Source organism: Pseudomonas sp. ICBG1301 (assembly GCF_016918385.1).
GTDB classification, from domain to species: domain Bacteria; phylum Pseudomonadota; class Gammaproteobacteria; order Pseudomonadales; family Pseudomonadaceae; genus Aquipseudomonas; species Aquipseudomonas palleroniana.
The window spans coordinates 232,490-245,618 of record NZ_JAEKGB010000004.1 but is presented as its reverse complement, the minus strand read 5'-3'; the positions used below and the strand labels follow the sequence as shown (position 1 = coordinate 245,618).

Here is a 13,129-nt window from a genome sequence, read left to right as displayed (position 1 = left end):
GAAGATGAGCGCCCTTGATAACGCCTTTAAAGAATTGCGCCGTGTCCACAAGAAATTTGATATTGAAGGTAGCTTCGAAAAGAACAACCAAGCGCACGCCAAATGGCCGCAGTCCTTGCCGCGTTCGGCTGAAACTGACTATTTCTTTGATAATTTCGAGCCGATTGACGTTGAGGTTGAAACTGGTTTGACACCCATCTGTTTTTTTAGCTTGAGCACGCTTGAAGACGGTCAGGTGGGTTATAAGTGGGCAGGTGAGTCAAACAAGACACAGCTGAATGGGAACTGGCCTGCCCAATATCTCGTGCTCATGGACGATATTGGCGGCGGTAAGCCGATTATCGCGGTCACTGGGAGTCTTGGTACACCTATATTGGCGAGCTATGACGCCGTCGAACCATTCAAAATTGCCGACTCCCTCGCTGACTTTCTTTTGGCATTCGCCAAGACCATCGAGATTGTTCATGGCAAGTTCGACATCTTCGACATCTACAATGACGACGATGAGCTCTCCAGCAAGTTCGTAAAACTGCTCACTAAAGACGTCAGCCCGCTGCTGGGTGAGGAGAACTTCACACACTTTTTTGATTACTTCTACGGATGAGGCCGCTCTGAGGTCGAATTAGTAGACAGCACAACAAAAATGGGCACCCGACCCAGTCGGCGTGCCCATTTTTTCTATCCCGCCTCCCTTCAGACGGCCTCGCGATTACGGGTTGACGCTGTCTTTGAGCGACTTGCCCGGCTTGAACGCAACGGTGTTGCTCGCCTTGATTTTCACCGGTTCGCCGGTCTGTGGGTTTTTGCCGGTGCGGGCGCCGCGGTGGCGTTGCAGGAAGGTGCCGAAACCCACCAGGGTGACGCTGTCCTTGCGGTGCAGGGCGCCGGTGATTTCTTCGAGAACGGCGTTGAGGACGCGGTTGGCCTGTTCTTTGGTGAGATCCGCTTTTTCAGCGATGGCGGCTGCGAGTTCTGGTTTACGCATATGTGAAGCCTCTTTGACGGTTTTTTGTTGTTATGTCCGTGCTGCTCTCTTACGGAGCAGCGCCCAAGGCGCCGCAGGCTCTACTCTGCGGCAGACGGGAGTGAGGATGGCATGCCCTCGCACGCTCCGCCAGCCTCGCGACGACCTTTCTGAGGGTAGGAACGTGCTGATTCCGACAGAACGACCGCTATTTACGCCAACAATGGCGGAAGCTCTTTATTGAGGGCCAGTTTTTCCATGACGGCGCTGCCGGTCAGCGCGTAACCCAGCAGGCGGCCGTCGCCGTCGCGGCACAATGCCTTGATGTCGGCACCCTGGCCTTCAACGCTCCACACGCCTTCCGTGCCCCTTGGCGGAGGTGACACCACCAACGGGCAGATCGGGGTTTTCACGGTGATCGGCATCGGCCCGTAGCTGACGGCGGTGGCGTTGCCGGCCAGGGTCTGGGCCAGGGCGCGGGCGCAGCTCATCAACGGCATCACGTACAGCAGGTTCAACCCATCGACCTCGGCGCAGTCGCCCAGGGCGTAGATGTTGGCGTGAGAGGTCTTGAGATAGCGATCGACCATGATCCCGCGGTTGGTCTGCAAGCCGGCGGCGGCGGCCAGGTCGACACGCGGGCGCAGGCCGACGGCCGAAACCACCAGGTCGCAGTGGACCACTTCCCCATCCGACAGATGGGCCTGCAGGCCATCTGCCGTGCGCTGCAAGCGGTTGAGCACCGGGCCCAGGTGGAAGCGTGCGCCGAGGCCTTCCAGCCCAGCCTGCACCGCTGCGGCCGCCGCCGGGTGCAACAGGGTCGGCATGACTTGTTCACACGGCGCCACCAGGTCGATTTCATAGCCGCCGAGGATCAGGTCATTGGCGAATTCGCAGCCGATCAGACCGGCGCCCAACAGCAACACACGGCGCTTGCCGGCGGCTGCGGCGCGAAAGCGTGCGTAGTCTTCCAGGTCGTTGATTGGGAAAATCAGCTCAGCCGCATCGCCTTCTACCGGCACCCGCACCGTCTCTGCGCCCCAGGCCAGGATCAAGTCGCGATAGGCCACCGCTTCCTCGCCGATCCACAGGCGCCGGTGGCCCGGATCGATGCCGCTGACGCGGGTGTGGGTACGCACCTCGGCCTTGAGTTGCTCGGCCATGGCGCCGGGTTCAGCCATGCTCAGGCCATCGGCTTCCTTGTTCTTGCCAAAGCCGGTGGAGAGCATGGGCTTGGAGTAGGAGCGCCCGTCATCCGCGGTGATCAGCAGCAATGGGGTCTCGCTGTCGAGCTTGCGAAACTCCCGGGCCACGTTGTAACCGGCCAATCCTGTGCCGATGATCACGACAGGTGCGTTCATTCCCTTCTCCTTGCAGTAGGTTTCTTGAAACTGAGAATTAACCGATCTCGATCATTTCGAAATCCATTTTGCCTACGCCACAGTCCGGGCACAGCCAGTCTTCCGGGACATCTTCCCAACGGGTACCCGGCACAATTCCGTCATCCGGCCAGCCGTCTTTTTCATCATAAATCAGGCCGCAAACTATACATTGCCACTTCTTCATCACTTGCTTCCTCAGGGTCCAGGCATCTTGGCCGACGGTCGATAGACCCACGTTGCCGTGCGGCTCAGGGCGTTTTGTACTGATCGGGGCCGGCAGATGCAAGCATGATCGACGCATGGGGCCGGTTCACCCCGGCAAAAGTGCAGGACGCCATGGTAAGCTCGCCGCCTCTTTTGCTGCCAATACTGACCCACCGTGCCGCACTCAATCGCCCCTTCCGATGCTTGCCAATGGCTGCCCCAGAGCCTTCTGAGCCCAGTGCCCGCGCCCCTGACCCTCAACTGGCTGTTCAATGAAGATTCGCTGACGCGGCGGCTGACGCGGCTGTCCGACGACGGTTTCAGCGTGACGCCGTTGTTCGAGGGCTGGCAGCCATTGCGTGATGATGAATGTGTGGCGCTGGGCTTGCCGGCCGCTACTGTCGGCTGGGTGCGCGAGGTGTATCTGCGCGGTCATGGTCAGCCGTGGGTGTTCGCCCGTAGCGTGGCGGCGCGCAGTGCCCTGCAAGGCGACGGCCTGCATATGGATGAGCTGGGCAGCCGCTCGCTGGGGGAATTACTGTTCTGCGACCACGCTTTCGTCCGCCAGGCCATTGAGGTGTGCCACTACCCCAGCCAGTGGCTGCCGACTGCGGATCAGGCCGATGGCCTTTGGGGCCGCCGCTCGCGCTTCGATCGCGGACCATTGAGCGTGCTGGTCGCGGAAGTCTTCCTGCCCAGCTTCTGGCATGCGTTGCATGACCATCCGGAGAACTGCTGATGTACCAACGTCTGCTCAAATCCTTGAACCACCTGAACCCCAGGGCCTGGGATTTCATTCAGTTGACCCGCATGGACAAGCCCATCGGCATTTACCTGCTGCTGTGGCCGACGCTGTGGGCATTGTGGATCGCCGGCAAGGGCTCGCCGTCCCTGGCCAACATCGTGATTTTTGTGCTTGGCGTGACCCTGACTCGCGCTGCCGGTTGCGTCATCAATGACTGGGCGGACCGCAAGGTCGACGGCCATGTGAAGCGCACCGCGCAACGTCCGTTGGCCAGCGGCAAGATCCGGTCAAAAGAGGCCCTGGTGTTCTTTGCGGTCCTGATGCTGATCAGCTTCCTGCTGGTGCTGCTGACCAACGCTACAACCATCTGGTTGTCGCTGGGCGGCCTGGCACTGGCGGTCAGCTATCCGTTCATGAAGCGCTACACCTATTACCCGCAAGTGGTGTTGGGCGCGGCGTTTTCCTGGGGTATGCCGATGGCGTTCACCGCCGAGACGGGCCACCTGCCCGCCACTGCATGGCTGCTGTACATCGCCAACCTGCTGTGGACGGTGGGTTACGACACTTATTACGCCATGACCGACCGCGACGACGACTTGAAGATCGGCGTGAAGTCCACGGCCATCCTGTTTGGCGATGCCGACCGCGTGATCATCCTCACATTGCAGGGCCTGTCGCTGGCTTGCCTGTTGCTGGCAGGCGCCAGGTTCGAGTTGGGGGGCTGGTTCCATCTGGGCTTGCTGGCGGCGGCGGGCTGTTTTGCGTGGGAGTTCTGGTACACCCGGGACAGGGACCGGATGAAGTGCTTCAAGGCGTTCCTGCACAACCACTGGGCCGGGTTGGCGATATTTGTCGGGATTGTGGCCGACTATGCGTTTCGATGACGCCTTCGCGAGCAAGCCCACTCCCCCACTTGGAATGCGTTCAAATGTGGGAGCGGGCTTGCTCGCGAAGGTCTCAGAAGCACCGCTTGATCAGGGCTTGATCACGTGCCATGCCCCACCCTTGCCATCACCGGTCTTGTCACCGGCCTTGTGGTCATCCTTGTAGGTGTAGACCGGCTTGCCTTTGTAGGCCCACTGGCTGGAATTGTCGTCGCGGGTAATAACAGTCCAGTCTCCCATCGACTTGTCGGTGGACTCCGCCTTCAACGGCGGCCAATTGGTCGCGCACTGGTCCTTGCACACTGACTTGCCGTCAGCGTCCTTGTCGAAGGTGTAGAGGGTCATGCCCTTGTGGTCGACCAGCATGCCGTCTTTAGTCATCGCCGGCTCCGCCGCAAATGCCAGAGTCGGCAACGTCAACGCCGCCGTGACCAGCAGGGCCTTCCAGGAAAACGTACTTTGAGTCATCGGAACCTTCCTTTTGTGGTTGTCAGGATTCGGCCCCAAAGCGTAGCCCAGAGCGACGCAAATTGCCCAAGCGACTAAATTACTGTCACACGACTGCAATAATTCCGTTATCTAATGCGGCGCAAGACAGTTAAATGACAAGAGGATTTAGGCATGGTTGGCAGGAGCATTCTGATCGTCGACGACGAAGCGCCCATCCGCGAGATGATCGCCGTTGCGTTGGAAATGGCCGGCTATGACTGTCTGGAGGCGGAAAATTCCCAGCAGGCCCATGCCATTATCGTCGACCGCAAGCCGGACCTGATCCTGCTGGACTGGATGCTGCCCGGCACCTCCGGCATCGAGCTGGCCCGCCGTCTCAAGCGGGATGAACTGACCGGGGATATCCCGATCATCATGCTCACCGCCAAGGGCGAAGAAGACAACAAGATTCAGGGCCTGGAAGTAGGCGCTGATGACTACATCACCAAACCCTTTTCCCCACGGGAACTGGTCGCGCGCCTGAAGGCCGTACTGCGCCGCGCCGGCCCGACCGATGGCGAAGCGCCGATTGAAGTCGGCGGCCTGCTGCTGGACCCGATCAGCCACCGCGTGACCATTGACGGCAAGCCTGCCGAAATGGGCCCGACCGAGTACCGCCTGCTGCAGTTTTTCATGACCCACCAGGAGCGCGCCTACACCCGTGGGCAATTGCTGGACCAGGTATGGGGCGGCAATGTGTATGTGGAAGAACGTACCGTGGACGTGCATATCCGCCGCCTGCGCAAAGCCTTGGGCGATGCCTACGAGAATCTGGTACAAACCGTGCGCGGCACTGGCTATCGGTTTTCAACCAAAGGTTGAGCTGCGCCGAATTTCCTGAACAGCTGACAAGGACGCATGTTTAAGTGAACCAGAACTGGCATGGCACCCTGATCCGCCACATGCTTTTGCTGATCACCGGCTGCCTGCTGGTAGGCCTGATCAGCGGCTATTACGGCTGGAGCCTGGCCGTCGGCCTGGCCTTGTACCTGGGCTGGACCCTCAAACAACTGCTACGCCTGCATGAATGGCTGCGCCAACACAAACCTGATGAAGCACCACCCGACGGCTATGGCCTGTGGGGCGAGGTGTTCGACAGCATCTACCACCTGCAACGCCGCGACCAACGGGTCCGTGGGCGCCTGCAAGCGGTGATCGACCGGGTGCAGGAATCCACCGCCGCGCTCAAGGACGCGGTGATCATGCTCGACAGCGATGGCAACCTGGAGTGGTGGAACCGCGCCGCCGAGACCCTGCTGGGCCTCAAGACGCCTCAGGACAGCGGCCAGCCGGTGACCAACCTGGTGCGTCATCCACGCTTCAAGGAGTACTTTGAGCAGGACAATTACGAAGAAGCCCTGGAAATCCCCTCGCCCACCAATGATCGCGTACGCATCCAGCTGTACTTGACCCGCTACGGCAACAACGAACACTTGATGCTGGTGCGCGACGTGACACGCATCCACCAGCTGGAACAGATGCGCAAAGACTTCGTCGCCAACGTTTCCCATGAGCTGCGCACGCCGTTGACGGTGATCTGCGGTTATCTGGAGACGTTGCTGGACAATGTCGACGAGATCAACCCACGCTGGAACCGTGCCCTGCAGCAGATGCAGCAGCAAGGCTCACGCATGCAGACCCTGCTCAACGACCTGCTGTTGCTGGCCAAGCTTGAGGCAACCGATTATCCGTCGGACAACCACCCGGTCACCGTGCAAAGCCTGCTCAAGACCATCAAGAATGATGCCCAGGCCCTGTCCGGCGAGCGCGGCCAGCAAATCACCCTGGAAGCCGACCCGCTGGTGCTGCTCAAAGGCAGCGAAGGCGAATTGCGCAGTGCGTTCTCCAACCTGGTGTTCAACGCCGTCAAGTACACTCAGGACGGAGGCAATATCCGTATTCGCTGGTGGGCCGACGAACACGGCGCACATTTGAGCGTGCAGGACTCCGGCATCGGCATCGACGCCAAGCATCTGCCGCGCCTGACCGAACGTTTCTACCGTGTCGACTCCAGCCGCAACTCCAACACGGGCGGCACCGGGCTGGGCCTGGCGATCGTCAAACATGTGCTGCTGCGCCACCGCGCACGACTGGAAATCAGCAGTGTGCTGGGGCATGGCAGCACCTTCACCTGCCACTTCCCGCCAGCGCAGGTGACCCACTCGCGGCTCGTCGGAAATGACGAATAACTCAAACCCGACACCAATCTCAATGTGAGAGGGGGCTTGCTCCCGATAGCGGTGTATCAGCCTCAGATGTACCGACTGACTCACGGCTATCGGGAGCAAGCCCCCTCCCACAGTTGCAATTGTGCTGTTTTGAAGGCGCCATTCCAGGCTCCACCCGGCAGTGGGCACTAGGCAAGCGCCCCGCCAGCCGCTACATTGGCCGACTTGCACGCGCCTTTGCGGCCCACCTGCCACCCCTTATTGAACACACGGAACCTGCAAAACCCCATCATGGACCCTTCCCCTGGTATCACCTTCGCTACACTCTTCGCCGACTTCGGCATGATTCTTTTCGCACTGATCCTGGTACTGCTCAACGGCTTCTTCGTTGCGGCGGAGTTTGCCATGGTCAAACTGCGCGCCACCCGGGTCGAGGCCATCGCCCACCAGAACGGCTGGCGCGGGCAGATCCTGCGCACCGTGCACAGCCAGCTCGACGCTTACCTGTCGGCCTGCCAGCTGGGTATCACCCTCGCCTCCCTGGGCCTGGGCTGGGTGGGAGAGCCGGCCTTTGCGCATATCCTCGAGCCGTTGCTGGAAGCCGTAGGCGTGCAATCGCCAGAGGTGATCAAGGGCGTATCGTTCTTTGCCGCCTTCTTCGTGATTTCCTACCTGCACATCGTGGTCGGCGAACTGGCCCCCAAATCCTGGGCCATCCGTAAACCGGAGCTGCTGTCGCTATGGACGGCGGTGCCGCTGTACCTGTTCTACTGGGCGATGTACCCGGCGATCTACCTGCTCAACGCCAGCGCCAACGCCATCCTGCGCATTGCAGGCCAAGGTGAGCCCGGCCCGCATCATGAGCACCATTACAGCCGCGAAGAACTCAAGCTGATCCTGCACTCCAGCCGTGGCCAGGACCCGAGCGACCAAGGCATGCGGGTACTGGCCTCCGCCGTGGAAATGGGCGAGCTGGAAGTGGTGGACTGGGCCAACTCCCGGGAAGACATGGTCACCCTGGATTTCAATGCCCCGCTCAAGGAAATCCTCGCTTTGTTCCGTCGCCACAAATTCAGCCGCTACCCGGTGTACGACGCGGTGCGCAACGAATTTGTCGGCCTGCTGCACATCAAGGACCTGCTGCTGGAATTGGCGGCCCTGGACCACATCCCCGAGTCGTTCAACCTGGCCGAACTGACCCGGCCACTGGAGCGTGTGTCGCGGCATATGCCGCTGTCACAGTTGCTGGAGCAGTTCCGCAAAGGCGCCGCACACTTTGCCCTGGTGGAAGAAGCCGACGGTAAGGTCATCGGCTACCTGACCATGGAAGACGTGCTCGAAGTGCTGGTGGGCGATATCCAGGACGAACACCGCAAGGCTGAACGCGGCATTCTCGCCTATCAGCCCGGCAAACTGCTGGTGCGCGGCGATACCCCGCTGTTCAAGGTGGAACGCCTGCTGGGTGTGGACCTGGACCACATCGAAGCCGAAACCCTGGCCGGCCTGATCTACGACACCCTGAAACGGGTGCCCGAAGAGGAAGAAGTGCTGGAAGTGGAAGGTTTGCGGATCATCATCAAGAAGATGAAGGGGCCGAAGATCGTATTGGCCAAGGTCCTGCTGCTGGATTAACCCCTGCACACCAGAAACCCTGTAGTGAGCGGGCTTGCCCCGCGCTGGGGGGCGAAGCCGCCCCAAACCCAGGCACCTCAATTTTAACTGGGAAAACTCAGCGCCTGAGTTAGGGCGGCTTCGCCCCCCAGCGCGGGGCAAGCCCGCTCACTACAATCACGCACCCGGGACGAAGTGCTTCTGCGCCGTACCCCGTGCGATCAGGCGCGAGATGTAGTCGAGTTTCTGCGCATCCTGGTCGATAAACCGGAAGGTCAGTTGCAGCCAGTCGCTGTCGGGCTTGGGCTCGTAGGCGACGATAGCGTGCAGGTAGCCGTTCAAGCGGGCGACTTCGGCGTTTTCGCCTTGCTCAAGGTCGAGTACCGCGCTTTCCAATACCTGAGGCAGGATTTCGCCGCGACGCACCACCAGCAGCGCCTCCTTGATGCTCAGCGCCTTGATCACACATTGCTGGCTGCCGCTGGACAGTCGCAGTTGGCCTTGGCCGCGGTTACCGGTCGGCGTTGCTGACGGCGCCTGTACCGGGGGGCTGTTGAGCAAGCCCTTATTTGGCGCGGGCGCTGCCGCCGCGACAGGGGCTGCGCGCACGGCCTCAGGCTTGCCGCCGGTCAGTGCGCTCAGGGAGTCGTTGCCGAAAGCCGAGTTCACCTTGGTCGGCGCACTGGCGACCAAGGCGTCGAGACGGCCGACCTTGTGCAAAGCCTGCTTGACCTTGTTCAACAACTGTTCGTTGGTGAAGGGTTTGCTGACGTAGCCGGAAACGCCTGCCTGGATCGCCTGAACCACGTTCTCCTTGTCGCCACGGCTGGTCACCATCACGAACGGCATGGCCTTGAGGTGCGCTTGCTCACGGCACCAGGTCAGCAGCTCCAGGCCGGACATCTCGGGCATTTCCCAGTCGCACAGCACCAGGTCGAAGCTCTCGCGCATCAGGATGGATTGCGCCTTTTTACCGTTTACCGCGTCTTCGATCTTGATCCCGGGGAAGTAGTTACGCAGGCACTTCTTCACCAAGTCGCGGATAAACGAGGCGTCGTCCACCACCAATACACTGACTTTACTCATCGACCCTTCATCCTATAGAAACTTCGGCACGCAAAACGCCTGACTGATAGCATTTTGCCAAAACTCGCGGGTCACAGAAGGACTTTATTGCTCCTGCTGTGCAAGAAAAATTGTAGCCACAAACAAAAACGCCCGACCAAAGGCCGGGCGTTAATTTCTCGGGCAACCTTATTTATCGTCAGGTTCGCCGGGAACATTAGGGTTTTGATCAACGGTCCCTTCAACTTCGGCTTTCATGCGCTTGAGGCCCATGTGCCGCACGTCGGTGCCGCGAACCAGGTAAATCACCAGTTCCGAGATATTGCGCGCGTGGTCGCCGATACGCTCCAAGGAGCGTAGCACCCAAATGATGTTCAAGACCCGCGAGATAGAGCGTGGATCTTCCATCATGTAAGTGGCCAGCTCGCGCAGCGCCGTCTTGTACTCGCGGTCGATGACCTTGTCGTACTGGGCCACCGACAACGCCAACTCGGCGTCGAAGCGGGCAAACGCGTCGAGCGCATCGCGCACCATGTTGCGCACCTGGTCGCCGATATGGCGCACTTCCACGTAACCGCGCGGCGCTTCGCCTTCTTCACACAATTGAATGGCGCGACGGGCGATCTTGGTGGATTCGTCTCCGATGCGCTCCAGGTCAATCACCGACTTGGAAATGCTGATGATCAAACGCAGGTCGGATGCCGCCGGCTGGCGGCGCGCCAGGATCCGCAGGCATTCTTCGTCGATGTTGCGTTCCATCTGGTTGATCTGTTCATCGATCTCGCGCACTTGCTGGGCCAGGCCCGAGTCGGCCTCGATCAGCGCGGTGACGGCGTCGTTGACTTGCTTCTCCACCAACCCGCCCATCGCCAGGAGGTGGCTGCGCACTTCCTCAAGCTCGGCGTTGAACTGCGCGGAGATGTGATGGGTAAGACCTTCTTTGCTAATCATGTTGGCGTCCTTGGAACGTCCGGTAAGGTGCGGAGAGCCGCAGCATTCAGTGCAATCGAAACCACCGGATACTAGCCGTAGCGACCGGTGATGTAGTCTTCGGTCTGCTTCTTCGCCGGATTGGTGAACAGAGTATCGGTGTCGCCGAATTCCACCAGCTTGCCCATGTACATGAACGCGGTGTAGTCGGAAACCCGCGCCGCCTGTTGCATGTTGTGAGTCACGATAACGATGGTGAACTTGGACTTGAGCTCGTAGATCAGCTCTTCGACCTTCAAGGTCGAGATCGGGTCGAGCGCCGAGCAAGGTTCGTCGAGCAGCAACACTTCCGGCTCCACGGCGATGGTACGGGCGATCACCAGACGCTGCTGCTGGCCGCCGGACAGGCCGAGTGCCGAGTCGTGCAGGCGGTCTTTGACCTCATCCCACAGCGCAGCGCCTTTCAAGGCCCACTCCACCGCTTCATCGAGGATGCGCTTTTTGTTGATGCCCTGAATGCGCAGGCCGTAGACCACGTTTTCGTAGATGGTCTTGGGGAACGGGTTCGGCTTCTGGAACACCATGCCCACGCGGCGACGCAACTCGGCCACATCTTCGCCCTTACGATAGATGTTGCTGCCGTAAAGGTTGATGGCGCCGTCCACACGGCAACCGTCCACCAGGTCGTTCATGCGGTTGAACGTACGCAGCAGCGTGGACTTGCCGCAGCCGGACGGGCCGATAAAAGCCGTCACGCGTTGCTTGGGGATGTTCATGCTGACGTCGAACAGCGCCTGTTTCTCGCCGTAGTACAGGCTCAGGCCCGGTACTTCGATGGCCACGGTTTCCTGGGCCAGGCTCAGGCTCTGTTTGTCGCGACCCAGGGCCGACATGTTGATGCCGTGGGTGTGGGTTTCGTGTTGCATGGGATGCTCCCTGTGCTACCAATTCGTTGTGTGGAAGCGGCTTGCTCGCCCCCACATTGAGTCCGCGTCAATTCGGATCAGCTATCCAGTGCTTTGTATTTTTCGCGCAGGTGGTTACGAATCCACACTGCCGACAGGTTGAGCGTGGCGATCACCAGCACCAGCAGCAGGGCCGTGGCGTACACCAGTGGCCGCGCGGCCTCGACGTTGGGGCTCTGGAAGCCGACGTCATAGATATGGAAGCCCAGGTGCATGATCTTCTGGTCCAGGTGCAGGTACGGGTAGTTGCCGTCCAGCGGCAGCGACGGTGCCAGTTTCACCACACCCACCAGCATCAGCGGCGCCACTTCACCAGCGGCACGGGCCACGGCGAGAATCATGCCGGTCATCATCGCCGGGCTGGCCATCGGCAGCACGATCTTCCACAGCGTTTCCGCCTTGGTCGCGCCCAGTGCCAGGGAACCTTCACGCACGGTGCGGGGGATCCGCGCCAAGCCTTCTTCGGTGGCCACGATCACCACCGGCACGGCCAGCAGCGCCAGGGTCAGCGAGGCCCACAGCAGGCCCGGCGTACCGAAGGTCGGGGCCGGCAGGGCTTCGGCGAAGAACAGACGGTCGACCGAGCCACCCAGGACGTACACAAAGAAACCGAGACCGAACACGCCGTAAACGATGGCCGGGACGCCCGCCAGGTTGTTCACGGCGATGCGGATCACGCGAGTCAGGGTGTTCTGCTTGGCGTACTCACGCAGGTAAACCGCGGCCAGTACACCGAACGGCGTCACGATCATCGCCATGATCAGGGTCATCATCACGGTGCCGAAGATCGCCGGGAAAATCCCGCCTTCGGTGTTGGCTTCCCGTGGGTCGTCGCTGAGGAATTCCCAGACCTTGCTGAAGTAGAAACCGATCTTGGTCAGTGTACCCATGGCGTTCGGCTGGTAGGCGTGTACCACTTTACCAATGCCGATTTCCACTTCCTTGCCGTTGGCGTCGCGAGCCGTCAGGCTGTCGCGGTTGAACTGGGTGTGCAGGTCAGCCAGGCGTGCTTCGACCTCTTTATAGCGATTATTCAGCTCGGCACGGCCCGCTTCCATATCGGCCTGGGCCGTGGCGTCGAGCTTGCCTTCCAGCTCCAGCTTGCGACCGTGCAGGCGGATGCGCTCCAACCCGGCGTTGATCGCGCCGATATCGGATTTCTCCAGGGTCTTGAGCTGGGCAGCCAGCTTGTTGACGCGCTCGACACGGGCTTGCAGCTCAGGCCACGCAGCCTCGCCTTCGGCGACAACCTTGCCATCCTGTTTGACGTTGATCAGGGTGCCGTAGAAGTTGCCCCACTCACGACGCTCGATGGCCATCAGCTCGACCGGTTTGGTCTGGTCTTTCAACCACTCGCCGACGATCCAGGTGAAATCGTTGCCGTTCAGGTCACGGTTGCCGACCTTGATCAGCTCGCGGGTCATGAATTCCGGGCCCTGGTCAGGCACCGGCAAGCCGGCGCTTTTCAGGCGCTCGCGGGGCACTTCTTCCTTCTGCACCACTTCGCCGATGACGATGTGGTTTTCCTGGCCGGGCACGCTGTAGTTGGCCTGGATCAGGTCAGCCGGCCAGAAATGACCCAGGCCGCGCACCGCAATCACGGCCAGCAAGCCAATGGTCATGATGACCGCGATGGACACCGCGCCACCGCTGATCCAGACGCCGGGGGCGCCGCTCTTGAACCATCCATTCAGGGAGTTCTGTTTCACAGACTTCTACCTT

14 protein-coding genes are annotated in these 13,129 nt (G+C 60.5%); 6 read left to right on the top strand and 8 right to left on the bottom strand.

Annotation, left to right across the window (positions count from 1 at the left end):
* Positions 1-4 precede the first annotated feature (4 nt).
* On the top strand, positions 5-604 hold the full coding sequence (locus tag JBE38_RS11170; protein WP_090367927.1) for a hypothetical protein: 600 nt from the start codon (positions 5-7) through the stop codon (positions 602-604).
* Positions 605-709: 105 nt separating this feature from the next.
* Here the strand turns inward: JBE38_RS11170 and JBE38_RS11165 are convergent, their stop codons facing one another.
* From JBE38_RS11165 to JBE38_RS11155, 3 genes are all read right to left on the bottom strand, one after another.
* Positions 710-985 carry an HU family DNA-binding protein gene (locus JBE38_RS11165; protein ID WP_003213368.1) on the bottom strand — a complete coding sequence of 92 codons (276 nt, stop codon included), beginning with the start codon at positions 983-985 and terminating at the stop codon, positions 710-712.
* A 191-nt stretch (positions 986-1,176) separates the two neighbouring features.
* Positions 1,177-2,325 carry an NAD(P)/FAD-dependent oxidoreductase gene (locus tag JBE38_RS11160; protein ID WP_205344306.1) on the bottom strand — a complete coding sequence of 383 codons (1,149 nt, stop codon included), beginning with the start codon at positions 2,323-2,325 and terminating at the stop codon, positions 1,177-1,179.
* A gap of 37 nt (positions 2,326-2,362) precedes the next feature.
* The gene (locus tag JBE38_RS11155; RefSeq protein ID WP_060756655.1) at positions 2,363-2,530 is read right to left on the bottom strand and encodes a rubredoxin; all 168 of its coding nucleotides are present in this window, start codon (positions 2,528-2,530) and stop codon (positions 2,363-2,365) included.
* 195 nt (positions 2,531-2,725) lie between these two features.
* On the opposite strand from JBE38_RS11155, the gene JBE38_RS11150 reads away from it, so the two are divergent.
* The gene (locus tag JBE38_RS11150) at positions 2,726-3,289 is read left to right on the top strand and encodes a chorismate--pyruvate lyase family protein (protein ID WP_090367926.1); all 564 of its coding nucleotides are present in this window, start codon (positions 2,726-2,728) and stop codon (positions 3,287-3,289) included.
* A complete protein-coding gene (ubiA, locus tag JBE38_RS11145) occupies positions 3,289-4,179 on the top strand; it encodes a 4-hydroxybenzoate octaprenyltransferase (RefSeq protein WP_090367925.1) in 891 nt (296 codons plus the stop codon). The genes JBE38_RS11150 and ubiA overlap by 1 nt, the downstream gene beginning before the upstream one ends.
* A gap of 90 nt (positions 4,180-4,269) precedes the next feature.
* Here ubiA and JBE38_RS11140 read toward each other — a convergent pair whose 3' ends face one another.
* On the bottom strand, positions 4,270-4,647 hold the full coding sequence (locus JBE38_RS11140) for a COG4315 family predicted lipoprotein (protein WP_090367923.1): 378 nt from the start codon (positions 4,645-4,647) through the stop codon (positions 4,270-4,272).
* Positions 4,648-4,800: 153 nt separating this feature from the next.
* Between JBE38_RS11140 and phoB the strand changes: the two genes are divergently transcribed.
* The 3 genes from phoB to JBE38_RS11125 all read left to right on the top strand — a co-directional run bounded on the left by phoB (position 4,801) and on the right by JBE38_RS11125 (position 8,468).
* Positions 4,801-5,490, top strand: a complete 690-nt coding sequence (gene phoB, locus JBE38_RS11135) for a phosphate regulon transcriptional regulator PhoB (RefSeq protein WP_003176964.1) — start codon at positions 4,801-4,803, stop codon at positions 5,488-5,490.
* An 80-nt stretch (positions 5,491-5,570) separates the two neighbouring features.
* Entirely contained in the window at positions 5,571-6,857 is a 1,287-nt protein-coding gene (gene phoR / locus JBE38_RS11130) for a phosphate regulon sensor histidine kinase PhoR (protein WP_232965739.1), read from the top strand.
* Between the two features lie 270 nt (positions 6,858-7,127).
* Positions 7,128-8,468 (top strand): hemolysin family protein, encoded by a 1,341-nt coding sequence (locus JBE38_RS11125; RefSeq protein WP_090367920.1) that lies wholly within the window; start codon positions 7,128-7,130, stop codon positions 8,466-8,468.
* Between the two features lie 156 nt (positions 8,469-8,624).
* On the opposite strand, the gene JBE38_RS11120 is transcribed toward JBE38_RS11125, so the two are convergent.
* The 4 genes from JBE38_RS11120 to pstA form a co-directional block, all read right to left on the bottom strand.
* Positions 8,625-9,533 (bottom strand): response regulator, encoded by a 909-nt coding sequence (locus JBE38_RS11120; protein ID WP_205344305.1) that lies wholly within the window; start codon positions 9,531-9,533, stop codon positions 8,625-8,627.
* A gap of 168 nt (positions 9,534-9,701) precedes the next feature.
* Positions 9,702-10,463 carry a phosphate signaling complex protein PhoU gene (phoU, locus tag JBE38_RS11115; RefSeq protein ID WP_060756648.1) on the bottom strand — a complete coding sequence of 254 codons (762 nt, stop codon included), beginning with the start codon at positions 10,461-10,463 and terminating at the stop codon, positions 9,702-9,704.
* Between the two features lie 71 nt (positions 10,464-10,534).
* Complete coding sequence (gene pstB, locus JBE38_RS11110) at positions 10,535-11,368, bottom strand: phosphate ABC transporter ATP-binding protein PstB (RefSeq protein ID WP_060756647.1); 834 nt, start codon at positions 11,366-11,368, stop codon at positions 10,535-10,537.
* 77 nt (positions 11,369-11,445) lie between these two features.
* Positions 11,446-13,116: a phosphate ABC transporter permease PstA gene (gene pstA / locus JBE38_RS11105; protein ID WP_060756646.1), complete on the bottom strand. Its 1,671-nt coding sequence runs from the start codon at positions 13,114-13,116 to the stop codon at positions 11,446-11,448.
* Positions 13,117-13,129 lie beyond the last annotated feature (13 nt).

Coding starts and splice junctions, on each gene's coding strand:
- phoR (WP_232965739.1), top strand. CDS start 5,571: ATGCTTTTGCTGATCACCGGCTGCCTGCTGGTAGGCCTGATCAGCGGC.
- JBE38_RS11155 (WP_060756655.1), bottom strand. CDS start 2,530: ATGAAGAAGTGGCAATGTATAGTTTGCGGCCTGATTTATGATGAAAAA.
- JBE38_RS11120 (WP_205344305.1), bottom strand. CDS start 9,533: ATGAGTAAAGTCAGTGTATTGGTGGTGGACGACGCCTCGTTTATCCGC.
- phoU (WP_060756648.1), bottom strand. CDS start 10,463: ATGATTAGCAAAGAAGGTCTTACCCATCACATCTCCGCGCAGTTCAAC.
- ubiA (WP_090367925.1), top strand. CDS start 3,289: ATGTACCAACGTCTGCTCAAATCCTTGAACCACCTGAACCCCAGGGCC.
- JBE38_RS11165 (WP_003213368.1), bottom strand. CDS start 985: ATGCGTAAACCAGAACTCGCAGCCGCCATCGCTGAAAAAGCGGATCTC.
- JBE38_RS11170 (WP_090367927.1), top strand. CDS start 5: ATGAGCGCCCTTGATAACGCCTTTAAAGAATTGCGCCGTGTCCACAAG.
- JBE38_RS11160 (WP_205344306.1), bottom strand. CDS start 2,325: ATGAACGCACCTGTCGTGATCATCGGCACAGGATTGGCCGGTTACAAC.
- phoB (WP_003176964.1), top strand. CDS start 4,801: ATGGTTGGCAGGAGCATTCTGATCGTCGACGACGAAGCGCCCATCCGC.
- pstB (WP_060756647.1), bottom strand. CDS start 11,368: ATGCAACACGAAACCCACACCCACGGCATCAACATGTCGGCCCTGGGT.
- JBE38_RS11140 (WP_090367923.1), bottom strand. CDS start 4,647: ATGACTCAAAGTACGTTTTCCTGGAAGGCCCTGCTGGTCACGGCGGCG.
- JBE38_RS11125 (WP_090367920.1), top strand. CDS start 7,128: ATGGACCCTTCCCCTGGTATCACCTTCGCTACACTCTTCGCCGACTTC.